Genomic DNA, 22,034 nt, shown 5'->3' on the forward strand with positions numbered 1-22,034 from the left:
GTGTTGTGTTATGAATATTGAAGAACTAACCAAATCCAATCACCGTGCAGACAGTGGTCGCAACCACATCGTTCTGTTTGAACCCCAAATTCCAGCAAATACAGGGAATATCGCCCGTACCTGTGCGGCAACTAATGCCCCCTTGCACATTATTCGTCCTATGGGCTTTCCCATTGATGATAAGAAAATGAAGCGTGCTGGGCTCGATTATTGGGATAAATTGGACGTGACCTTCTATGATAGCTTGGAAGAATTCATGGCGCAGTGCCAAGGTAAGGTTCACTTGATTTCAAAGTTTGCTGCTAAGGTTTACTCAGATGAAAACTATAATGACGAAGCAGAGCATTATTTTATGTTTGGTCGTGAGGACAAGGGACTTCCAGAAGATTTCATGCGTGACAATGCAGAAAAAGCACTTCGCATTCCCATGAATGATGAACACGTGCGCAGTCTTAACGTCTCAAACACTGTCTGCATGATTGTCTACGAAGCACTTCGTCAACAATCATTTCCTAATCTTGAGCTAAGTCACACCTACGAACATGACAAGCTAAAATAGGTATTTCAGAAAGATCAGTGCTAGCACCGCTGGTCTTTTTTGCTATGTCTGTCATATGGAAAATATATTTCAAAATTTCGTTGAAATGCTGAGTGTGTGGTGATACATTGAAAGAAAAGAGTGTGATTTAGGAGACATCATATGAAAAAGAAGATGTATAAATCAAAAAAACATTGGGTCATTGCAGGTCTTGCAACGGTTGCAATTTTGGGAAGCCATGGTCTAGTATTGGCTGATGAAACCTCCGCAATTCAAGAGCCTACAAAGCAAGAATCTACGATAACAGTGGATCAACCAGATGCTAGTAGCTCAGTGACCGAAGAAGTAAAAGAAGCTACACCAGTTGAGACATTCCCTGATTTAACAAGTACTTCTGAGCCCACTAACACTGTACAGTTGTCAGGAACTACTCAGTCAACTTCTCCAGTGATGTCAGAAGTAGTCACTTCTATGACCAGTGAATCGACAGTGGTGCAGTCTGTTACTTCGGAGAGTGCTACCGCTGCTACATCAGAAGTGGTAGAAGGGTCAACAGTTGTAGCAAATCAGTCAGAAAATACTAGCTCCGTTGTTCAACGACCTACTTCTGCGGATGAACTCGTCCCTGAAAAAAATGCTACAGAGGTAGCCACAGATATTGCGCGTGCAACCGGCAACGAAACAGCTCTGTCCAAGCAACATTAGATAGTAAGGGAATCAAAATCATTTTTTCTGGCAACAAAACTGCTGACGAGCAAGTCAAATTTGCCGTCTGGTCTGATAAGAATGGTCAAGGCAACCTAGTTTGGTACGATGCAGATGCTAAAGGCGCAGCCTATGTGCAGCTGTCTCGTCATAAAGATTATGGTTAGTACAACATTCATACTTATGCTTTTAGTGGCAAAGGACCACGCGGAATCAATGCCATGACCTTGACGGTTCCAGAACCTGATGTCAAGGTCTCAACGACTAAAAAATCTGCAACACAATATGAAGTCTCAGTAACCAATGTTCCAGAAACCATCACTGATGTGATGGTACCTGTTTGGTCCTCTAAAAATGCCCAAGATGACCTTATTTGGTACAAGGCGACTAAGTCAGGGCAAGGGACTTACACCGTTCTTGTGGATACAACCAAGCATCACAACGACACTGGTCACTACAACGCTCACGTTTATGGGCACAGCATGGTCACAGGTGGTCTAGTTGGGCTTAAGGTATCAGGCTTTGACAATGTGGACACCCGTACCAATGCAACCATCGCCGTTGTTAATTATTCTGAGAACAAAACAAGTTTTGATGTGGTGGTCACAAGTGACAGTAACACCAAAACCATCAATAAAGTTAGCGTAGCTGTCTGGTCCGAGGACAAGGGTCAAGATGACCTCAAGTGGTACACGCCAACAGTCAAGAATAACCAAGCTAAGATGACCGTTGATATTGCTAACCATTCCAATACTTCAGACAAGTACAATGTCCATGTTTACATTGATTATGCGGATGGTAGTCGTGTCGGAACAGTTGTTGGTGCCTACAAAATTACTAAGCCAAGTGATTTGAATAGGCCAGAGGCTGACACCAAAGTTGCTACTGATTTGACTGATAAGGGGATTGCCATCCAAGTCAGCTCTAATCAAGTGAAAGATGACCGTGATGTCCGCTTTGCCGTTTGGTCCGAGGACAAGGGCCAAGATGACCTCAAGTGGTACAATGCAGATAGCAAAGGCAAGGCTGTCGCAGCCTATGAAGACCACGCAGGCTACGGCAAATACAATGTCCACACTTACATGGTTTCTAATGGCAAAATGGTTGGTCTCAACGCTACTAGCTTCACCATGCCAAATCCAAGTGCTCAGACAGAAATCATTAAGGTTGACGACTTAACTTACAAGGTGACAGTCAAAAATGTTCCAGCCTATATTGATTCTGTGACAGTACCTGTTTGGTCTGACAGGGGAGACCAAGATGATATTGTGTGGACTAAGACTGACAAAGAAAATGGAATTTACATTGCACTAGTTAGTTTGAAAGAACATCACTATGATGATGGTCACTACAGTGCTCATATTTATGGGCACAGTAAAATTGGTAATCAGACTGTAGGAATGGCAGTTACATCTGGTTTCACAGTACCTTTGGCTGATGTTTCTGATAAACAACAGGCTGTTCAGGTTGAGACTAGATATAAAGGAACTGGTAACTACGAAGTTAATGTGACTAATATTCGTCAGTCTGGAAAACTAAAAATTGCTATTTGGTCAAGTAAAAATGATCAAGACGACCTTCGTTGGTATGAAACAACTCCTGCTAATCATCAGGCTACCCTTCGATTTAATGTGACAAATCACAAAGATACTGGTGTTTACAACATCCATATTTATCAAGAAAATGGTAAGAAGTTAGAGTTCCTAACGAGCTCTAATGTCCAAGTTGATCGTGCTAACTATGACACACCTTATTATAGCCAACGTGATGGTCGCTGGGCAAGTCGTTGGTACGGAGTCTCTAACTTGGCTGCAACGGGCTGTGTACCGACAACTATGGCAATGGTGCTAACTTCTCTTAAAGGAGCGCAGGTTCTTCCGACACAAGTTGCTGACTACCTCTATAATCAAACAGTTGAATTTAACCGAGGAACAGCAGGAACAACAGGTCAAGGAATCTTAATGGCAGCTAAAGAATGGGGTGTTACGGCTACGCCACTTGGTACTAAGAATAATCTCATTCAAGCGCTAAAAGATGGTTACCATGTTTTGGGGGCTGTGCAGAATGATATTTTTGTGATGCATGGCAGTCACGAGCTTGTTTTAAAAGGTTATAAGGCTGGCAAGACACACGTCTCAGATCCATATACCCCCTCTTATTCAGGCTGGTACAGCATTGATCAGTTGTGGAATGAACAAAGCCATTATAGCGATGATACCCGCAATATTGGTGCCCCATTTATCAAAATAACTGATATTTAAAAGTTTATGACGTCTCTCACTTTTTTGAGAGGCGTTTTTTGTAGATTCAATCCAAAATAACTACTAACTAGTAATTAAAACACTTGCAATTGTAAGTATTTTTTGGTATTCTATACTTGTCTTCAGGGCAGGGTGTGATTCCCGACCGGCGGTGTTTGGCAGAGGTGTCTGTCATCAGTCCGCGAGCGCAAGCTGATGTGGTGTGATTCCACAGCCGACAGTAAAGTCTGGATGGGAGAAGACGAAGGTTTTTTGCGTAGGCGCACATACCTTTGGTACTTCTTTCAATTTGTAAAAATTGGAGGAATTTTTTTATGACAAACACACGCAAAATGGTAATGATCGCCATTCTATCAGCACTTTCATTTGTGCTCATGCTATTTAGTTTCCCCCTTATTCCAGGGGCTAGCTTCTTGAAGGTTGATTTTTCAATCATTCCCATGTTTCTAGCCTTGATTATGTACGATTACAAATCAAGTTTCGGAGTTTTGATTCTTCGTTCATTATTGAAACTCTTGCTTGACAATCGCGGGGCAGAAACTTATATCGGTTTACCGATGAATATTGTAGCTTTAAACTTATTTTTAGCCAGCTTTGCTATTCTATGGAAGAATAAGGAAACCCTAGCAAGCTTTATTAAGGCAAGCATTGTGGGAACAGTTTTGTTAACTCTATCGATGCTTCTACTTAACTACGTTTATGCCGTCCCACTCTATGCGACTTTTGCTAATTTTGACATCAGTGCAACGATTGGTCTTGGCAATTATTTGATTGCAATGGTGACTCCTTTTAACATTGTTGAAGGCATCTTGATGGCGGTGATTTTCTACCTTGCCTATGTTGCTTGCAAACCAATTTTAGAAAGATACCGTAATTCTTAATGCAACGTAAACCTTTATCCTATACTTTAGCAACTCTCGGTCTCCTTGTCTTCTTGTTCCTAGCATTTCTGGTTAAATTTAATCCTGAAGCTTTGAACGGATTTGATAGGACCATTCAGACAGCAGTCCGAGGCGACCTCCCACAAACGCTAACGACCTTCTTTACTATGGTGACAGTGGTTGGTAATACATCAACACAAGCAGTGATTGCAATCATAGCAGTGATTTTCTTAGCCTACAGAAAGCACAAGCAAGAAGCTATCTTTTTAGCAGGGAACAGTCTCTTGGCTGCTTTCTGCATCATCACTATCAAAAATATTTTCCAGCGCCCACGTCCAAGTATCTTGCATTTGGTGCAGGCGGATGGCTATTCATTCCCAAGTGGTCACTCCATGGGAACTATGCTGATTATCGGAAGTATTATTGTGATTCTTTGTGGCAGGGTTAAGCAAAAAGGCTGGCGCTGTTTGATAGCAGTTGCTCTAGCTGCGCTAATCTTCTGTGTTGGTCTATCACGTATTTACGTTGGTGTGCATTATCCATCGGATGTGCTTGCAGGCTTTAGTTTAGGTTTTGGTTTACTCAATGTAACAAATGTAATCTATCAAAATCGGATTTATAAATCATAAGAGGTTGGCTGGCGCCAGCCTTTTCTTGTGCTCAAATCAGCGTCAGCCCATTTTCCCAATAAACAAGTCCTAAAAATTGTGCTACAATAAAAGGTATGAAAAAACGTTATAATACTTTGAACGATTATTATCGTGAAACTTTTGGTGAGAAGATTTTTAAGGTGCCTATTGATGCGGGCTTTGACTGTCCTAACCGTGATGGAACCGTAGCGCATGGTGGCTGTACCTTCTGTACGGTGTCGGGTTCTGGGGATGCTATTGTGGCACCTGATGCGCCGATTCGCGAACAATTTTATCATGAGATTGATTTCATGCACCGCAAGTGGCCTGAGGTGAAGAAGTACTTGGTTTACTTCCAAAACTTTACCAACACCCATGACAAGGTTGAGGTCATTCGTGAGCGCTATGAGCAAGCCATCAATGAGCCTGGGGTCATTGGGATTAATATCGGAACTCGTCCCGATTGTTTGCCTGATGAGACCTTGGAATATATAGCAGAGCTGACCGAACGCATGCATGTGACTATTGAGCTTGGTTTGCAGACGACTTATGAAGAAACGTCGGAATTGATTAACCGTGCCCATTCATATGATTTGTACAAGGAAACGGTTAAGCGTGTGCGTCAAATGGTACCAAAAGCTGAAATTGTTTCGCACTTAATTAACGGACTTCCTGGTGAAACGCATGAAATGATGTTGGAAAATGTCCGCCGTTGCGTGACGGATAATGATATCGACGGTATCAAGTTGCACTTGCTTCACTTAATGACCAATACTCGCATGCAGCGTGACTTCCATGAAGGTCGCTTGCAGCTGCTCAGTCAGGATGAGTATGTCAAGATTATTTGTGACCAGTTGGAGATTATTCCCAAAAACATCATCATCCACCGTATCACTGGTGACGCACCACGCGACATGTTGATTGGGCCTATGTGGAGCCTCAACAAGTGGGAAGTTCTCAATGCCATTGACCAAGAAATGGAGAGCCGTGGCTCTTATCAAGGCTGCAAGCTAGAAAAAGCAGAGGTGAGCGCATGATTAAACGTCCCATTCGCTTGTCCCACGATTTTTTAGCAGAGGTTCTGGATAATGAGGCTGTCGCTGTTGATGCAACCATGGGAAATGGGAATGACACAGCCTTTCTAGCTAAATTGTCCCAGAAGGTCTACGCTTTTGATGTGCAAGAACAAGCCCTCATCAATACCCGCAAACGATTGGACGAACAGAAAATTGATAACGCCCAGCTGATTTTGGACGGGCATGAACATGTGGACCAGTATGTTTCGGAACCCATCCGCGCGGCCATTTTCAACCTGGGCTATCTGCCAAGTGCTGACAAAACCATCATAACAAAACCCAACACGACACTTGAAGCCATCAAGAAAATTTTGGAGCGTTTGGAAGATGGTGGTCGAGTGTCCCTCATGATTTATTACGGTCATGAAGGGGGAAACGTGGAAAAAGATGCGGTGCTGGAATTTGTTAAAGACTTGCCACAAGAAGATTTTGCGACCATGCTCTATCAACCCCTCAACCAGATTCATACCCCACCATTTTTGGTCATGATTGAAAAATTAAACTAAAAGAGAGTGGGACAAAAGTCATGAAGACGAAGTCTTCGATTTTCCCTCACGTCTTTATTTCTCGGTTTGGGCTGAAACAGTCTCTCCCCAGACTGTTTCACTCCCACCTCCGCACAGTTGAGTAGGTCTCTAAATGCAGATTTATCAGTGCTTAGATGCCACTCAACCATTAGTTCAGAGAAAATAAAGAGAGGTTAGGGAGTTTTGTCCTAACCTCTTAGTTTACCTCTGGTTTAATAAAGAATCGCTTATCATCGATAGGAATAATAGAAACGGGATTTTGATAAAAATTCTCTAAAACTTCTGGCGTGATGATGTCTTCCTTGCGACCTTGAGCTACAATTTTCCCTTTTCTAAGGAGCAAAATGTGTTCCATCTTGTCGGTGATTTCTTCGGCATGGTGAGTGACATAGAGAACTGTTGGAGCATGGGGAAGGTCTGCGATGCGGTCAACCTGCGCCAGCAATTTTTCACGGGCAAAGAGGTCAAGACCGGTCGTTGCTTCGTCCAAAATAATAACCTCAGGATCTTCCATGAGGCTACGGGCAATGAGGAGTAGCTGCTTTTCGCCCTGTGAGAGGCTGGCGTAGATGCGACCAATCAAGTGGTCACCGCCTAGGGAGCAAAGCATCTGGCGAGCTTCCTCTAACTCTTCTTCACTGTAAGCCTTGTAGAGAATGCTGGATTTGTATTTACCAGTCAAAACGATTTTTTCAGCCAACATACCACCTGATAGGCGCTCGGAAATGAAGGAACCAACCACACCGATTTTTGTGCGGATTTCTGTGATGTCGCCTTTACCAAATCTACTACCCAGCACAGCTATTTCTCCTTCTGAGGGAAAATACTCTGCCATAATCATTTTGAGTAGCGTTGACTTACCGGAGCCATTGAGCCCTAAAATTGCCCAGCGTTCACCCTTCTTAACCTGCCAATTTAAATCCTTCAACAAAGTTTTCCCTTGTCTTCTGAGACTCACATGTTTTAACGAAATAACTGCCATAATCTATCCTTTCGAGAAATCTTTTTCAATATTATAACACTTTCTAGCTACTTTTGATAAACTAACTCAGAGCTTTCTGATGGAATTTTTGGCAAATAAACTAGTCGTCCGTAGGTGTGATTGGGTACTGAGGAGGTTGTGGCAAGCTGTTCGAAAGTGCTGAAAGCTCCCCTTCAAACTGCGAGAGTTCATCAAAATTTTTGACGGCTAGAATCAAGTTTACGGGAGGTTGTCAAACTTTTTGACGATAAGAATCTAGTTTGCGAGAGTTTGTTAAAACTTTTGACGGCGAGAATCCAGCTTACGGGAGGCTGTCAAAATTTTTGACAGCCAGAATTCAGTTTTTGTGAGCCTGTCGGAATCTCTGCCAACTAGACTGAGTTATTAGGAGTACTGCCAGAGTTTCTGATAAACGGAATTAGTTAGGAGCTAGCTCGCTAGAAATGCCCTCACTTGAGCTGACTTTTTCGAGCTCACCTTGCTACTTTAGACCCCTATTCACCTTTGACAGTTCTAAAATAACTGCTACTTACTATCCCCCATTTCTGGCGCTTTCTTATCACTTTATTTCAAATTATGCTATAATAGTCATACTATATTTAATTTAGGAGAATAAACCTTTATGGAAGACCCGAGTAGTCAGTCCTTACTTTTACAATTATTATTACTATTAGTTTTAACTCTTCTTAATGCTTTCTTCTCTGCTTCAGAGATGGCTATGGTTTCGCTCAGCCGTTCGCGCGTGGAGCAAAAAGCAGAAGAGGGCAATAAAAAATACCAACGCCTACTTGACGTTTTGGAAAATCCCAATAACTTTTTGTCGACCATTCAAGTTGGTATTACTTTTATCAGTCTCTTGCAAGGGGCTAGTTTATCAGCTTCGCTTGGGAAGGTGATTGCTGGTTGGCTTGGCAATTCAGCCACAGCTCAAACAGCTGGTAGCGTCATTTCTTTGATTTTTTTGACCTACATTTCGATTGTTTTAGGTGAATTGTATCCTAAGCGTATCGCCATGAATTTGAAGGATGATTTGGCAGTCATTTCAGCACCAGTTATTATCTTTATCGGTAAAATTGTGCGCCCATTTGTCTGGTTCTTGTCAGCCTCAACCAATCTCTTGAGCCGTCTAACGCCCATGACCTTCGATGATGCGGATGAAAAGATGACTCGAGATGAGATTGAGTACATGTTGACTAACAGCGAGGAGACGCTGGATGCCGAGGAGATTGAAATGCTTCAAGGTGTTTTTTCCCTTGATGAACTCATGGCGCGTGAAGTTATGGTACCTCGTACCGATGCCTTCATGATTGATATCAATGACAATACCCGTGATAATATCGAAGAAATTCTTCGCCAAAGTTTCTCGCGCGTGCCCGTCTACGATGGTGACAAGGACAAGGTTATCGGTGTTTTACACACCAAGCGCCTCCTAGAAGCTGGCTTTAAGGAAGGCTTTGATGACCTCAACCTTCGTCGTATTCTGCAAGACCCCCTCTTTGTCCCTGAGACGATTTTTGTGGATGATTTGTTAAAAGAGTTGCGCCGTACTCAGAATCAGATGGCCATTCTTTTGGACGAATATGGAGGTATGGCAGGCCTAGTGACCCTTGAAGACTTATTGGAAGAAATTGTCGGAGAAATCGATGATGAAACAGATAAGGCTGAGCTAGAAGTCCGTGAAATCGGTGACCAGACCTACATCGTTCTAGGAACCATGTCCCTCAATGATTTCAATGACCATTTCGACACTGAACTTGAAAGTGATGATGTGGACACCATTGCTGGTTTCTACTTAACAGGTGTCGGCTCCATCCCAAGCCAAACCGTCAAAGAAAGCTTTGCTATTGACAGTAAAGAAAAACACCTGACCTTTATCAACGATAAAGTCCGTGATGGACGTGTCATCAAGCTAAAAGTCCTTGTTTCTGATATAGAACAAGATTTATAGTACAGATATTACTAAAGACTAGGGTTTCCCTAGTCTTTCTCTTATGGAAAATGGTATAATGAAAATGTAAAAACGGTTACATAAGAAGGTGATAGATATGACAGAAATAGATTATAAAAACGTAACAGGAATGATTCACTCCACTGAGAGTTTTGGGTCAGTAGATGGTCCTGGTATTCGCTTCATCGTCTTTATGCAAGGTTGCAAAATGCGTTGCCAATATTGCCACAATCCAGATACTTGGGAAATGGAGACCAACAACTCACGTGAACGGACGGTAGAAGATGTCCTTGCAGAAGCCCTTAAGTACAAACATTTCTGGGGGAAAAATGGCGGTATCACCGTATCTGGTGGTGAAGCTCTGCTACAAATTGATTTCGTTACAGCCCTCTTTACAGAAGCCAAAAAGCTAGGCATTCATTGCACACTTGACACTTGTGCCATGCCATTTCGCAATAAACCAGAGTACCTTGAAGTCTTTGACAAGTTATTGGCAGTCACTGATTTGGTTCTCCTAGATATCAAAGAAATTCGTGATGAGCAACACAAGTTTGTCACTAAGCACACCAATAAGAACATCCTTGAATGTGCTCGTTATTTGTCTGATAAGGGAATTCCAGTTTGGATTCGTCATGTTTTGGTTCCTGGTTTGACAGATATAGATGAAGATTTGGAGGAATTGGGCAAATTTGTAGCAACACTTAAAAATGTTGATAAGTTTGAAATTCTTCCTTACCATACTATGGGTGAATTCAAGTGGCGTGAATTGGGTATCCCATATCCGCTTGAAGGGGTCAAACCACCAACACCAGCGCGTGTAAAACATGCCAAAGAAGTCATGCACACTGAATCATATACAGATTACATGAAGCGTGTCCACGGCTAAGGTTAATCAAAAAAGGAGAAAGTTGGTCAATTCATTGCGCCAGCTTTCTTTTTTGCTTGGATAAGATTGACAATCAATTTAATCTCTGTTAGGCTTATGGTAAGGATGAAACGGGGTGAAGGTCATGTATCAAATTTTGAAGCTGGATACGAAAAATGTTTATTTAAAAAGTGCGGATGGGCACCTCAAAGTCTTGTCGCGCAAGGATTTTGATTTTCCAATTGTTGCGGACGACAAGGTAACGATTTACGAAGAAAATGGCATGATGCTGGTCTTGCCCTATAAAGAAGAAAAAATTCTGGAACTTGATGGTGAGAAATCCGTAAAATCAGACCTTTTGCAAGGTATTTTGGACCTCTTTCTAGAAACCTTGGCAATTCACAATAATCATCTTGGAAATATCAAAAAAGTGGCGTCACAGCTGGTGATTACAATCTTTATGGCTTGGTCCTTGCTTGGGGTAATTGCCTTGAACATCTTCTTGTTGGCGGAATCATTGGTTATTTTTGCTTGGAAGTTGCTTGTGCGTGGGTTAAAAGCCATTCACCTCATTACCAATATCAAAAAATGGGCGGCTTTTGCCAACCGTAAACATCAAGAGAGGGCGGAGCGTAAGCGTCAAGGATCCTTAAAGGCTAAGCAGATAGGGTCTTGGGAAGAAGATATGACAGAAGCGCCAGCCTATGTTGCAAAAGAGGCAGAGCCTGTCGTGCTAGAGGAGACCTCTGAGGAGCAAAAAGACTCTGAGAAGTAGCCTCAATCTAGCGAGGTTGCCAGTTAATTCCTTAGGAAGATTTTTTGCCAAGAGGCTAGAATTTTGCTACAATAAAGTGAATATAATAAACGAGGTAAAGAATATGTCTAAAATTTTAGTTTTTGGTCACCAAAACCCTGACTCTGATGCTATCGGGTCATCAGTCGCCTTTGCTTACTTGGCAAAAGAGGCTTGGGGACTTGATACAGAAGCCGTAGCTCTTGGTACGCCAAACGAAGAAACAGCTTTTGTCTTGGATTACTTTGGTGTGGAAGCACCGCGCGTGGTTGAATCAGCAAAAGCAGAAGGTGTTGATACTGTTATTCTTACAGACCACAATGAATTCCAACAATCTATCTCAGATATCAAAGATGTAACAGTTTACGGTGTGGTTGACCATCACCGTGTAGCCAACTTTGAAACAGCAAGCCCACTTTACATGCGTTTAGAACCAGTTGGTTCAGCGTCCTCAATCGTTTACCGTATGTTCAAAGAAAACAATGTCGCTGTGCCAAAAGAATTGGCTGGTCTTATGTTGTCAGGATTGGTGTCAGATACTCTTCTTCTCAAATCACCAACAACACATGCTACTGACCCACAAGTTGCAGCTGAATTGGCTGAAATCGCTGGCGTTAACTTGGAAGAATATGGTCTTGCCATGCTTAAAGCTGGTACGAACCTTTCAAGCAAATCGGCAGAAGAATTGATTGACATTGATGCTAAAACATTTGAACTTAAGGGCAACCAAGTCCGCGTGGCGCAAGTCAATACCGTTGATATCAACGAAGTTTTGGAACGTCAAGCTGAACTTGAAGCAGCTATCGAAGCAGCGCGTGCAGCTAATGGTTATTCAGACTTTGTTCTCATGATTACAGACATCGTCAACTCAAACTCAGAAATCTTGGCACTTGGTTCAAACATGGATAAGGTCGAGGCAGCCTTTAACTTTGTTCTTGAAAACAACCATGCCTTCCTTGAAGGAGCTGTTTCTCGTAAGAAACAAGTGGTTCCACAATTGACAGAAAGCTTTAACGCTTAATTTAAAGACATTAAAAAGGAATTGGAACGGGTGGTGACATCCGTTTTTCCTTTTAAGGAGACAAAAATGATTGAAGTAATAAATCCTGGTAAGATTGAGCGCCAGCCATTTTTCCAAAAACTAATCAATTACTTGTGGACGCATGATGATGTGACGCTTCGTCAGATTAAGAAGGCGTTTGAGGATGAAGTGAAGATTGACCGCGCTATTGAGGACTATGTTCAGGCGGGTTATGTTGTTCGTAAGGATAAACGTTATACGCTTAATCTCCCTCTTTTAACTAGTCTGGACGGGCTTGAGCTGGATAGTCTGGTTTTTATTGATACAGAGTCGCCCATTTATAACCGCCTGTTGACATTGACTTTTGAAACGACTTTGGGCAATCAGACCAATGGTCTTCTCATTGAAGAAAGTACTGATTTCGCACGTCATAAACTGACCTTGTCAAACTATTTTTATAAGCTCCGCCATTCTCAAAAACTGTCGGAAGAGCAGACGGAACTCTATGATTTACTTGGAGATGTTAATCAGGAGTATGCGCTCAAGTATATGACAACTTTTCTCTTAAAATTTGGGAGTAAGGATGTGGTTAAGCAGAAAAGACCAGATATTTTTGTAGAAGCTTTGGTCATCATGGGTTATATTAGGCCTGTGGATGAGACGTCCTATACTTTAGACATGACCTTTAATCCAGATGAGTTGCGATTTAAGGCTTAATCTGATAGAATGAGAGTAATTTGGGCATAGTAGCTTGCTACTTGTGCCCTTTTTTATGATTAGAAAAGGAGTTTTTATGATTTTTCAATCTTTGAAAAAATACAAGTGGCAGGTTCTTGGCTCAGTTATCATGGTCAGTCTCTATGTGATTAGTAGTCTATTGCAACCACGATTTCTTCAGGATGTTTTAGCTGCAGTATCTCAAAATGATTCTGCCAAAATTTACCACATCGGTGTTATGCTCTTGTTGGTTGCAGCTTTAGGCTTAATAGCTGGCGCTGTTAATACCATCTTAGCAGCCTACATTTCCCAATCCGTATCAGCAGACATCCGTGAGAAGGTCTTTAAAAAAATACAGACTTTTTCATATGCTAACATCGAAGCCTTCAATGTAGGTAATTTGGTTGTCCGTATGACAAATGATATCAACCAAATTCAAAACTTGCTTATGTTGACCTTCCAACTCCTTCTGCGCATGCCAATTATCTTCATTGGTGCAACGGTTATGGCCTTGACGACTCTTCCAAGCCTCTGGTGGATTGTTGTTTTGATGATTGTCTTGATTAGTCTAACTATGGCGATTATCATGGGGATGATGGGACCACGATTTGGACTTTACCAAGGTTTGATGGACCGTATTAATGGGATTGCAAAAGAAAATCTTCGCGGTGTTCGTGTGGTAAAATCTTTTGTTCAAGAAAAAAATCAGGCAGCCAAATTCCAAAAGGTTTCTGATGAACTATTGAAACAGAGTTTGTTCATTGGGTCTGGATTCGCCTTTCTTGAGCCAATCTTTATGTTAGTGTCTTATCTTGCCATTTATGCAGCAATTTTATCTGTCAATGCAATGCTTGGTAGTCAGCCTGAAGCTGTTAATAAGATTGCCTCATTCGATACTTATCTGATGCAAATCATGTTTGCCATCATCATGATTGGCTTTATGGGAAATAACGTGACGCGTGCCTTGGTTTCGATTAAACGTATTCGTGAAGTGATGGATACCAATCCTGCTATGTCATTTGAGGATAGCCCAAGTCAGGATTTGACTGGGACTGTATCGTTTGAACACGTTACCTTTACTTACCCAAATGATGATAAGCCAACCTTGAAGGATATCAGTTTTGAGATTGAAGCTGGTCAAATGATTGGAGTTGTTGGTGCGACGGGGGCTGGTAAATCAACCTTAGCGCAGCTTATTCCACGACTCTTCGACCCACAAGAGGGGCAAATTAAGATTGGTGGACAAGATATCAAATCTATTAACCGCAGCAACTTACGTGAAACGGTTTCAATAGTTCTTCAAAAAGCCATCCTTTTCTCAGGAACGGTAGCATCAAATATCCGCCAAGGGAAATTGGATGCTCTGGATGCTGAGATTGAAAAGGCAGCTAGAATTGCCCAAGCACGTGAATTTATCGTGCGTATGCCAGACCAATACCATAGTGAGGTTGAAGAGCGTGGGAATAACTTCTCAGGTGGTCAAAAACAACGGATGTCCATTGCGCGTGGCTTGGTTTCAAATCCCAAAATTCTTGTTTTGGATGATTCAACGTCAGCCTTGGATGCTAAATCTGAAAAGCTAGTGCGTGAAGCTCTTAACAAAGATTTGAAAGGAACAACGACTATTATCATTGCTCAGAAAATATCTTCTGTTGTCAATGCCGATAAGATTTTAGTTCTAGATAATGGTCACTTGATTGGTCAAGGAACTCACGCAGAACTAGTTGCTTCTAATGCTGTTTACCGTGAAATTTTTGAAACACAAAAAGGAAAGGAGGAAAACTAGATGCAAACCATGCGATTCTTTTGGACCTATTTTAAACGTTATAAAACTAGCTTTTTGATTATTTTCTTAGCCATTATTTTATCAACGGTCATGCAGGTCTTTGCCCCTATTTATATGGGAAATGCCATCACTGAAATGACACGTTTTGTGCAATCCAGTGCTAAAGATACGTCTGCCTTTTATCAGACTTTAACTAACTTGCTTATAGCTGTTGTTTTGATGGCAACGGGTTCTGTTATTTATTCACTTTTATTTGCCAGAATTGTTGCCAAGTCAACTAACGAGATGCGTAAAGGTCTTTTTGGAAAATTAGAAAAACTAACTATTTCTTTCTTTGACCGCCATCAAGATGGTGAAATCTTGTCTCGTTTTACTTCTGATTTGGATAATATCCAAAATGCCTTTAACCAATCAGCGGTCACGGTTGTAACGCAGTCAGTCTTATATGTTGGGATCATCATTATGATGTTCATCCAAAATACAAAACTAGCTTTGGTTACGATTGCAACGACACCAATTGCCTTTGTTTTCCTCTTTTTCATTATCAGAATGGCTAGAAAATACACTGACCTTCAGCAAAAAGAAGTTGGACAGCTTAATGCCTACATGGATGAGACCATTTCTGGTCAGAAGGTTGTAATTGTCCAAGGACTTCAAGAACAAGTGACCCAAGGCTTTGTAGAACAAAATGATAAGGTGAGACAAGCGACTTTTAAAGGTCGTATCTTCTCTGGTCTTCTCTTTCCTGTCATGAATGGTTTGAGCTTGATCAATACTGCCATTGTTATCTTTGTTGGGTCAAATATCGTCCTTGCTGACAAAAATATGTCAACAGCAGTTGGACTCGGTTTGGTGGTAACCTTTGTCCAATATTCTCAGCAATACTACCAACCCATGATGCAGGTCGCTTCAAGTTGGGCTGAAATGCAATTGGCCTTCACAGGTGCCCACCGTATTCAGGAAATGTTTGATGAGCCAGAAGAAGTTCGACTACAAAATGCTCCTAAATTCACAGAGCTCAAAGATAAGGTTGACATCGATCATATTGATTTTTCTTACGTTGAAGGGAAACTGATCCTTCGTGATGTGACTATTACAGCACCAAAAGGTCAGATGACAGCTGTTGTTGGTCCGACGGGATCAGGTAAAACGACCATCATGAATTTGATAAACCGTTTTTACGATGTCAATGGCGGAGCTATTAAGTTTGATGGTCAAGATATTCGTGATTTAGATTTGGATAGCCTTCGTCAGCATGTTGGTATCGTTCTCCAAGAGTCGGTCCTTTTCTCAGGAACCATTGCGGAAAATATTGGTTTTGGTACGGAAGGTGTGACACAGGAAATGATTGAAACGGCTTCGCGTGCGACACACATTCATGATTTTATTATGAGCTTACCTGATGGCTACAATACTCATGTGGATGATGATCAGAATGTCTTTTCAACCGGGCAAAAACAATTGATTTCCATTGCCAGAACTCTCTTGACGGATCCGCAAGTCCTCATCTTGGATGAAGCAACGTCAAATGTTGATACTGTTACGGAAGCTAAGATTCAGAAAGCCATGGAGACTATTATCGCCGGTCGAACAAGTTTTGTTATTGCTCACCGACTAAAAACCATTTTGAATGCTGATCAGATCATTGTTCTTAAGGATGGTCAAGTTATTGAACGTGGCAGCCATAGTGAACTGCTCAAGCTAGGTGGCTTCTACGCAGAACTCTATCATAACCAATTCGTTTTTGAATAAAAGAAAATCGCTGGATGCTAAGGTGCATCAAGCGATTTTCTTTTATTCAACCTGGCTCATCAACCAGAGGAAGTATGGTGCTCCTAAAACGGAAACAACGAGTCCAGTCGGAATACCTGTCCCAACTAGAAGAACACGTCCGATAGTATCTGCAGTTAGGAGAATAATCATCCCAACCAGCATAGCGGCAGGAATGCTAGCACGGTGACCACCACCAACAAATCGTTTGGTGATGTGCCCAGCAACCAGACCGACAAAGGTAATATTACCAATCAATACGACACTCAATGAAGCAAGTGCTGTTGCTAGTAGCAAAGTGACAATGCGCTCGCGCTGTAAATTTAAGCCTAAAGCCAGTGCTGTTTGTTCATTCAGGTTCATGATATTGAGTGACTGGCTACGGCTGTAAGCAAGAATCCAGATAACGATGAGAATTGGACCAAAGAGTGCCAGTGACGACCAAGTACCCCCGCTGACTTTCCCGCTTAACCAAGAAACCACATAGGTTGTTTGATTAGGATTAAGATTACTAATGATGGAGACCATAATCCCAGACAGCATGGTTGACACCCCAACGCCTGTGATGATAAGGCGGGTCGGACTGATATTGCGATTGCGTTTTTGGGACATGATATAAACCAGCAGGATGGTCAAGAAGCCACCAACCATGGCAAAAATTGGCATGAGCCGGATGCTTATTGGGTCGCTGACATTTAAAAGCCCAATCATAATAGCAATGACAAGCCCCGCTCCTGTGTTAATGCCGAGGATTCCTGAATCTGCCAGAGGATTTTTGGTTAGCGTCTGCAGAAGAACTCCTGCGATAGCAAGCGAAGCTCCGCCAAGGATACAAGCCAGAATTCGAGGTAATCGGATTTTAGTGATGATAAAAATCATGGCGCTAGAAGATTTTCCCAGAAAAATATCGACAATATCCATGAGAGAGGAGTGAGCATAGCCAAGTGATAGAGAGGTGATGAAAATCAAAATTAAGACAATCAACAGGACAAGATAGGTTTTTACTAATTTTGAACGTGACATCAGATATTTTCCCCCTTTCTAATCAACCAGAGGAAGCAAGGAAGTCCAATGATGCTGATGATAGCGCTGATAGGTGTCTCTGTTGGCGGATTAATAGTGCGTGAAGCCAAATCCACCCAGAGCATAAAGGTTGCTCCTGCAAAGGCGGTCATTGGTAAGAGGATACGATAGTTTTTCCCGACAAACATTTTAATGAAATGTGGGATGATTAAACCGATAAAGGATACTGTTCCAACTAAAGCAACGGATGCTGCTGATAGGAAAAGGACGACGCCCAAAAGAAGGACGGTCATCAAAAAAGTAGATTGTCCAAGCGCCTTAGCAACGGTCTCATTCAAGCTGAGGATAGTTAATTGGTGGGACAATAGCTGCGCGACAATCAGTCCTAGCAGGATGATAGGGGCGATAAAAGTTAACATTTTCCAGTTAATCTGTGCCAAACCACCAGCCTGCCAACCGATAACGGTGGTTGAAAGGTCAAAGTACAGAGTGACGGCCTGACCAATTGCGGTAAAGAGAGTGGATACCATGGCACCAGCTAAAATCAGCCGAAGTTGATTGTAGCCTTTATTTCTCTGATAAGATAGTCCAAAAACTAGGCAGGCAGCTAGGACAGAGCCTATTAAACAGACTAACATAATCAAGCTGTAGTGCATACTGCCAAAAATAGCGTAGCCAAGAATCAATGCCAAACCAGCGCCAGCATTGATGCCCAAAAGACCAGGGTCAGCTATGGGATTGCGGGTGACACCTTGCATGATAGAGCCAGCTTGCGCCATGGCAGCACCAACAAGTATGGCAGCTAGGCTACGTGGAAGTCGCAAGTCAAAGATGACATCTTGAAGTTTAGAGTCAGTTAGTGGGTGCCTGAGAACCGTGAGCAGGTCTTGGTTGCTATAAGTGATGGCACCAAATCTAAGGCTAGCATACCAGCCGATAATAAATAAGGTCAGCATAATGAAAAATACAAGCCAAAGGGTATTTGGCTTGCTTTTCTGACCAAGAAGTTTTCCTTCTTTGTTCATGTTAAGTTCTTTCTTAGTTTGCTTTTTTAACAGCTGCAACGAATTCAGTCAATTGTTTTTCAACAGACATTGGGTCTGAGAAGTAGAAGAGGTTCTTGTCGACATCAAGCACGTGACCAGATTTAACCGCAGAAATATTTTTCCAAACATCGCTTTCTTTAAGTGATGCGGCAGCTTGACTTGTGCTGTCATCCACGTTCAAGAGAGCGTAGTCGCCGATGTAATCACCGATAACTTCTTGAGAGACACCGAAGTAGCCTGTTTTGAAGACGTCGTCTTGAACTTTTTGAGGGGCTTTGTAGCCAAGAGCCTTGTAGACAAGCTCACCACCACGTCCCCAGTTATTACCGTAGAGGTAAATATCTTTGTCGTAGAAGTCCATAACTGTGAAAGTAGAGTCACTTGGGATAATGTCCTTCAACTCTTTTTTAGCCTTAGCGACTTGTTTATCCCAGCTTGCCAACCAAGCTTTGGCTTTTTTCTCTTTACCGAAGACTTTACCCAAGTCAGTCATTGTTTGAAGGTAATCGCTAGCGCCATACTTGATGACAAGGGTTGGAGCGATTTCTTTCAATTTATCAAGGTTTTGGTCTGTTGAAAAAGCAATAATCAAATCAGGTTTTTCAGCAGCAATAGCTTCTGTATCGTCTGAAGTTAATTTGGTAGCTTTTTTCAATTGGTCCCCAAAAACAGGGCTATTTTTTTCCAAATCAAGTGAGTAGCTTGAGACGTTAACACCGAGTTTCAAGAGGTAGCCAGTGTAAGAGTAGGCAAAGTTTGCTACCTTCTTAGGATTTTTTGGAATATCTCCATAGTATGAGTAGCCAGTGATTTTTGGCTTGCTAGAAAGCTCAGTAGTCTTAGGTGACTTTGTTTGAGATTGACTACCACAAGCAACGAGTACAAGAGCTGTCAATAATGTCAATACGGCAGTAAACAACTTTTTCATATTCATTTCTCCTAAAGTGCCCAGCAACAGGCACGAATCTATTCATTGAGTAACTGATAAGTCAGTAAAATGGGACGTTTGTGGATAGGGTCTTCGATGAGTTGAGCATCTATCTTGAAAATATCTTTGAGAATATCTGAAGTCATGATGTGATGGGCATCGCCTTGATAGCGGATGCTCCCATTTTTCATGGCAACCAGAAAATCTGAAAAACGTGCAGACAAATTCAAATCATGAAGAACCATAATAATTGTTTTTTGAGAGTCCTGATTGAGTTTTTTCAGCAACTCCAAGACCTCTAACTGATGGTTCATATCTAGATAAGTCGTTGGTTCATCTAGAAAAATCGTATCGGTGTCTTGTGCTAAAGCCATGGCAATCCAGACGCGTTGGCGTTGCCCACCTGAGAGGGAGTCAACTTCTAGGTTAGCAAATTCAGTCACCTTGGTCATTTCCATTGCCCAGTGAATCTTGTCACGATCTTCTGTAGTTAGCGATCCCAAATATTTTTGATGAGGGAAACGGCCGTACGAAACCAATTCGTAAACTGAAATACCTTCAGTCGCTTCAAGAACCTGAGGCAATAAAGCAATCTTTTTAGCAACTTCTTTGGTTGGAAGCTTAGCGATTGCTTGCCCATCAATATAGATGGCGCCAGCAGCTAAGGCTTGAATCCGAGTTAGGGATTTTAGAAGTGTCGATTTTCCACAACCATTTGCTCCGATAATTGTTGTTATTTTTTTATCGGGAATGCTTAAGGATAAGTCATCAATAATGACCTTATCGTCGTAAGCGACTGAGATATGTTCAGCTTTAATATCTGACATGACAAACCTCCTTTCTGTCAAAAGTAGTCCCATTATAACATAAAAAAGGGCTTTCCCAAGCCCTTTTTGTAAAAATTAGTCAGAAAATTTCCTTAATTATAATCATTAAAATTACTAATAAGAATGGTTATGATTTAGCTAGAAATTTAGTCTAAATATAGTTTTGCAATTTCTAAATCACCAGCATATTGAGCACGGCTTCCTTCGACAATTTGGAAAGCGTCAGCACCTTTACCAGCGATGATAACCGCATCAAGTGGTTGCTCAGTTAGTGACATGGCCTTAGCAATAGCAGCTTCGCGATTAACAATAATATCAACTGGACGGGTGATGTGTCCTGCAATTTCTTCAGAAATCGCCTGTGGGTCTTCAAAATTAGGGTCGTCAGCGGTCAAAATGACCTTGAGGTTAGGATGCTGGTTGATAACCGTTCCGAAGTCCTTACGACGACTTTCACCCTTATTACCAGGCGCACCAAGGACTAGGATAGTTGTTCCAGTCTGATGCTCCTCAACGACCGAGAGTAATTTTTGCAGGCTGTCACCATTGTGGGCGTAGTCTACGAAAACCTTAGCTCCGTTTTTCTGAGTCAAAACTTCCATACGACCAGGGACAGAGGTTTGGGCAATTCCTTTTTGGATGTCATCAAGGCTAGCTCCCAAACGCAGGCAAGCAAGCCCAGCAGCGACAGCATTTTCTTGGTTAAATTTACCGATGAGTTGAATGTTATAGCTCCCAGCTAATTTCCCAGTTGCTTCAAAGCTGAAGGCCTTTGAATTAAGGATTTGATTATCCGAATCTTGACCGTAAAAATCGTGTGGGAGGTCAGCAACCTGCTGGTTGACCACCTGAAAATGGTTCATTTGACTATTCACGACGACAGCTCGGCTATTTGCCATCAAAAGACGCTTATGATAAAAATAATCCTCAAAGGTTGGATGTTCAATAGGACCGATATGGTCTGGGCTGATGTTGAGAAAGGCGCCGACATCAAAGGTGAGGCCGTAAACACGCTTGGTTAGGTAGGCCTGGCTAGAGACTTCCATGATGAGGTGGGTCATGCCGTTGGCAACAGCTTGCGCCATCATTTTGAAAAGGTCTAGGCTCTCAGGAGTTGTCAGCTGAGATTTGAAGAAGGTCTGACCGTCCAATGTAGTATTCATGGTTGAGAACATGGCAGGCTTATGACTCTGTTTCAGGATATTATAAGCAAAATAAGCAGCCGTTGTTTTCCCTTTTGTCCCCGTAAAGGCAAGAATTTTCAACTGGTCTTGTGGGTTACCGTAAAAAGCCATTGCGACCAAACTCATCGCTTGCTTGATATCGGTAACGAGGATGGCTGGGATACCAACTGCATAATCTTGCTCAGCCACGTAGAAACGTAAGCCAGAAGTAACAGCCTGCTCCAAATAGTCTTTCTTGAAATTAGCACCTTTAACAAAGAATAGAGTCGTCGGAGTGACTTCCTTGCTGTTGTAAGAAATGTTGTCAAAAAGGACTTCCTCAGGCCAATTATAATAGTAATTATCATCGGCCAAAACTTCACGGAAATTCTGGTCATTTTTCAAGATTGATAAGGTTTTTTCAATAGTAATCATACCCTCTATTTTAGACCTAATGCTCCCGTTTTACAAGTCCAAAGCAAAAGTTTATAATAGGGATACTACGGTTATTTTTAGATAAGTAACGATAACGATTATAATTAGAAGAG

Annotated in this window: 21 protein-coding genes and 1 riboswitch; of the genes, 15 read left to right on the plus strand and 6 right to left on the minus strand. The window is 42.0% G+C overall.

Going from position 1 to position 22,034, the window contains the following annotated elements; all coding sequences use genetic code 11:
• The first annotated feature begins 10 nt into the window (after positions 1 to 10).
• The 8 genes from IYQ92_RS06055 (at position 11) to IYQ92_RS06090 (ending at position 6,596) form a co-directional block, all read left to right on the plus strand.
• The gene (locus tag IYQ92_RS06055; RefSeq protein WP_195675832.1) at positions 11 to 559 is read left to right on the plus strand and encodes a tRNA (cytidine(34)-2'-O)-methyltransferase; all 549 of its coding nucleotides are present in this window, start codon (positions 11 to 13) and stop codon (positions 557 to 559) included.
• Between the two features lie 141 nt (positions 560 to 700).
• Positions 701 to 1,243, plus strand: coding sequence for a KxYKxGKxW signal peptide domain-containing protein (locus tag IYQ92_RS06060; protein WP_195675833.1), 543 nt, complete (start codon positions 701 to 703; stop codon positions 1,241 to 1,243).
• Between the two features lie 17 nt (positions 1,244 to 1,260).
• Positions 1,261 to 1,410, plus strand: a complete 150-nt coding sequence (locus IYQ92_RS10705) for a GBS Bsp-like repeat-containing protein (protein ID WP_420705751.1) — start codon at positions 1,261 to 1,263, stop codon at positions 1,408 to 1,410.
• 54 nt (positions 1,411 to 1,464) lie between these two features.
• On the plus strand, positions 1,465 to 3,504 hold the full coding sequence (locus IYQ92_RS06070) for a GBS Bsp-like repeat-containing protein (protein WP_195675834.1): 2,040 nt from the start codon (positions 1,465 to 1,467) through the stop codon (positions 3,502 to 3,504).
• A gap of 114 nt (positions 3,505 to 3,618) precedes the next feature.
• Positions 3,619 to 3,751: riboswitch (FMN riboswitch) on the plus strand.
• Positions 3,752 to 3,818: 67 nt separating this feature from the next.
• Positions 3,819 to 4,385 carry an ECF transporter S component gene (locus IYQ92_RS06075; RefSeq protein WP_195675835.1) on the plus strand — a complete coding sequence of 189 codons (567 nt, stop codon included), beginning with the start codon at positions 3,819 to 3,821 and terminating at the stop codon, positions 4,383 to 4,385.
• Positions 4,385 to 5,014, plus strand: coding sequence for a phosphatase PAP2 family protein (locus IYQ92_RS06080; RefSeq protein WP_195675836.1), 630 nt, complete (start codon positions 4,385 to 4,387; stop codon positions 5,012 to 5,014). The genes IYQ92_RS06075 and IYQ92_RS06080 overlap by 1 nt, the downstream gene beginning before the upstream one ends.
• Positions 5,015 to 5,109: 95 nt before the next feature.
• On the plus strand, positions 5,110 to 6,051 hold the full coding sequence (locus IYQ92_RS06085) for a TIGR01212 family radical SAM protein (RefSeq protein ID WP_195675837.1): 942 nt from the start codon (positions 5,110 to 5,112) through the stop codon (positions 6,049 to 6,051).
• A complete protein-coding gene (locus IYQ92_RS06090) occupies positions 6,048 to 6,596 on the plus strand; it encodes a tRNA (mnm(5)s(2)U34)-methyltransferase (protein WP_195675838.1) in 549 nt (182 codons plus the stop codon). The genes IYQ92_RS06085 and IYQ92_RS06090 overlap by 4 nt, the downstream gene beginning before the upstream one ends.
• A gap of 217 nt (positions 6,597 to 6,813) precedes the next feature.
• Here IYQ92_RS06090 and IYQ92_RS06095 read toward each other — a convergent pair whose 3' ends face one another.
• Positions 6,814 to 7,599: an ABC transporter ATP-binding protein gene (locus IYQ92_RS06095; RefSeq protein WP_195675839.1), complete on the minus strand. Its 786-nt coding sequence runs from the start codon at positions 7,597 to 7,599 to the stop codon at positions 6,814 to 6,816.
• Between the two features lie 622 nt (positions 7,600 to 8,221).
• Between IYQ92_RS06095 and IYQ92_RS06100 the strand changes: the two genes are divergently transcribed.
• The 7 genes from IYQ92_RS06100 to IYQ92_RS06130 all read left to right on the plus strand — a co-directional run bounded on the left by IYQ92_RS06100 (position 8,222) and on the right by IYQ92_RS06130 (position 16,481).
• Positions 8,222 to 9,547: a hemolysin family protein gene (locus tag IYQ92_RS06100; protein WP_195675840.1), complete on the plus strand. Its 1,326-nt coding sequence runs from the start codon at positions 8,222 to 8,224 to the stop codon at positions 9,545 to 9,547.
• 97 nt (positions 9,548 to 9,644) lie between these two features.
• The gene (pflA, locus tag IYQ92_RS06105; protein WP_195675841.1) at positions 9,645 to 10,433 is read left to right on the plus strand and encodes a pyruvate formate-lyase-activating protein; all 789 of its coding nucleotides are present in this window, start codon (positions 9,645 to 9,647) and stop codon (positions 10,431 to 10,433) included.
• Positions 10,434 to 10,557: 124 nt separating this feature from the next.
• The gene (locus IYQ92_RS06110) at positions 10,558 to 11,187 is read left to right on the plus strand and encodes a hypothetical protein (protein WP_195675842.1); all 630 of its coding nucleotides are present in this window, start codon (positions 10,558 to 10,560) and stop codon (positions 11,185 to 11,187) included.
• Positions 11,188 to 11,290: 103 nt separating this feature from the next.
• On the plus strand, positions 11,291 to 12,226 hold the full coding sequence (locus IYQ92_RS06115) for a manganese-dependent inorganic pyrophosphatase (RefSeq protein ID WP_195675843.1): 936 nt from the start codon (positions 11,291 to 11,293) through the stop codon (positions 12,224 to 12,226).
• 66 nt (positions 12,227 to 12,292) lie between these two features.
• Positions 12,293 to 12,943, plus strand: a complete 651-nt coding sequence (locus tag IYQ92_RS06120) for a DUF1803 domain-containing protein (RefSeq protein WP_195675844.1) — start codon at positions 12,293 to 12,295, stop codon at positions 12,941 to 12,943.
• 76 nt (positions 12,944 to 13,019) lie between these two features.
• Positions 13,020 to 14,729 carry an ABC transporter ATP-binding protein gene (locus IYQ92_RS06125; RefSeq protein ID WP_195675845.1) on the plus strand — a complete coding sequence of 570 codons (1,710 nt, stop codon included), beginning with the start codon at positions 13,020 to 13,022 and terminating at the stop codon, positions 14,727 to 14,729.
• Positions 14,730 to 16,481: an ABC transporter ATP-binding protein gene (locus IYQ92_RS06130; RefSeq protein ID WP_195675846.1), complete on the plus strand. Its 1,752-nt coding sequence runs from the start codon at positions 14,730 to 14,732 to the stop codon at positions 16,479 to 16,481. It begins immediately after the preceding gene.
• 42 nt (positions 16,482 to 16,523) lie between these two features.
• Here IYQ92_RS06130 and IYQ92_RS06135 read toward each other — a convergent pair whose 3' ends face one another.
• The 5 genes from IYQ92_RS06135 to IYQ92_RS06155 form a co-directional block, all read right to left on the minus strand.
• On the minus strand, positions 16,524 to 17,525 hold the full coding sequence (locus IYQ92_RS06135) for a FecCD family ABC transporter permease (protein WP_420705752.1): 1,002 nt from the start codon (positions 17,523 to 17,525) through the stop codon (positions 16,524 to 16,526).
• Positions 17,522 to 18,547 (minus strand): FecCD family ABC transporter permease, encoded by a 1,026-nt coding sequence (locus tag IYQ92_RS06140; RefSeq protein ID WP_195675848.1) that lies wholly within the window; start codon positions 18,545 to 18,547, stop codon positions 17,522 to 17,524. The genes IYQ92_RS06135 and IYQ92_RS06140 overlap by 4 nt, the downstream gene beginning before the upstream one ends.
• Positions 18,548 to 18,560: 13 nt before the next feature.
• On the minus strand, positions 18,561 to 19,496 hold the full coding sequence (locus IYQ92_RS06145) for an ABC transporter substrate-binding protein (RefSeq protein ID WP_195675849.1): 936 nt from the start codon (positions 19,494 to 19,496) through the stop codon (positions 18,561 to 18,563).
• A gap of 38 nt (positions 19,497 to 19,534) precedes the next feature.
• Positions 19,535 to 20,323 carry an ABC transporter ATP-binding protein gene (locus IYQ92_RS06150; RefSeq protein ID WP_195675850.1) on the minus strand — a complete coding sequence of 263 codons (789 nt, stop codon included), beginning with the start codon at positions 20,321 to 20,323 and terminating at the stop codon, positions 19,535 to 19,537.
• Positions 20,324 to 20,469: 146 nt separating this feature from the next.
• On the minus strand, positions 20,470 to 21,921 hold the full coding sequence (locus IYQ92_RS06155) for a UDP-N-acetylmuramoyl-L-alanyl-D-glutamate--L-lysine ligase (protein WP_195675851.1): 1,452 nt from the start codon (positions 21,919 to 21,921) through the stop codon (positions 20,470 to 20,472).
• Positions 21,922 to 22,034 lie beyond the last annotated feature (113 nt).

It is taken from the genome of Streptococcus sp. HF-1907 (genome assembly GCF_015594605.1).
In the GTDB taxonomy this organism is placed as follows: Bacteria; Bacillota; Bacilli; order Lactobacillales; family Streptococcaceae; genus Streptococcus.

Bases quoted from the DNA above. Each gene is read 5' to 3' on its own strand.
- IYQ92_RS06055 (WP_195675832.1), top strand. From the start codon at position 11: ATGAATATTGAAGAACTAACCAAATCCAATCACCGTGCAGACAGTGGT.
- IYQ92_RS06060 (WP_195675833.1), top strand. From the start codon at position 701: ATGAAAAAGAAGATGTATAAATCAAAAAAACATTGGGTCATTGCAGGT.
- IYQ92_RS06070 (WP_195675834.1), top strand. From the start codon at position 1,465: ATGACCTTGACGGTTCCAGAACCTGATGTCAAGGTCTCAACGACTAAA.
- IYQ92_RS06075 (WP_195675835.1), top strand. From the start codon at position 3,819: ATGACAAACACACGCAAAATGGTAATGATCGCCATTCTATCAGCACTT.
- IYQ92_RS06080 (WP_195675836.1), top strand. From the start codon at position 4,385: ATGCAACGTAAACCTTTATCCTATACTTTAGCAACTCTCGGTCTCCTT.
- IYQ92_RS06085 (WP_195675837.1), top strand. From the start codon at position 5,110: ATGAAAAAACGTTATAATACTTTGAACGATTATTATCGTGAAACTTTT.
- IYQ92_RS06090 (WP_195675838.1), top strand. From the start codon at position 6,048: ATGATTAAACGTCCCATTCGCTTGTCCCACGATTTTTTAGCAGAGGTT.
- IYQ92_RS06095 (WP_195675839.1), bottom strand. From the start codon at position 7,599: ATGGCAGTTATTTCGTTAAAACATGTGAGTCTCAGAAGACAAGGGAAA.
- IYQ92_RS06100 (WP_195675840.1), top strand. From the start codon at position 8,222: ATGGAAGACCCGAGTAGTCAGTCCTTACTTTTACAATTATTATTACTA.
- pflA (WP_195675841.1), top strand. From the start codon at position 9,645: ATGACAGAAATAGATTATAAAAACGTAACAGGAATGATTCACTCCACT.
- IYQ92_RS06110 (WP_195675842.1), top strand. From the start codon at position 10,558: ATGTATCAAATTTTGAAGCTGGATACGAAAAATGTTTATTTAAAAAGT.
- IYQ92_RS06115 (WP_195675843.1), top strand. From the start codon at position 11,291: ATGTCTAAAATTTTAGTTTTTGGTCACCAAAACCCTGACTCTGATGCT.
- IYQ92_RS06120 (WP_195675844.1), top strand. From the start codon at position 12,293: ATGATTGAAGTAATAAATCCTGGTAAGATTGAGCGCCAGCCATTTTTC.
- IYQ92_RS06125 (WP_195675845.1), top strand. From the start codon at position 13,020: ATGATTTTTCAATCTTTGAAAAAATACAAGTGGCAGGTTCTTGGCTCA.
- IYQ92_RS06130 (WP_195675846.1), top strand. From the start codon at position 14,730: ATGCAAACCATGCGATTCTTTTGGACCTATTTTAAACGTTATAAAACT.
- IYQ92_RS06140 (WP_195675848.1), bottom strand. From the start codon at position 18,547: ATGAACAAAGAAGGAAAACTTCTTGGTCAGAAAAGCAAGCCAAATACC.
- IYQ92_RS06145 (WP_195675849.1), bottom strand. From the start codon at position 19,496: ATGAAAAAGTTGTTTACTGCCGTATTGACATTATTGACAGCTCTTGTA.
- IYQ92_RS06150 (WP_195675850.1), bottom strand. From the start codon at position 20,323: ATGTCAGATATTAAAGCTGAACATATCTCAGTCGCTTACGACGATAAG.
- IYQ92_RS06155 (WP_195675851.1), bottom strand. From the start codon at position 21,921: ATGATTACTATTGAAAAAACCTTATCAATCTTGAAAAATGACCAGAAT.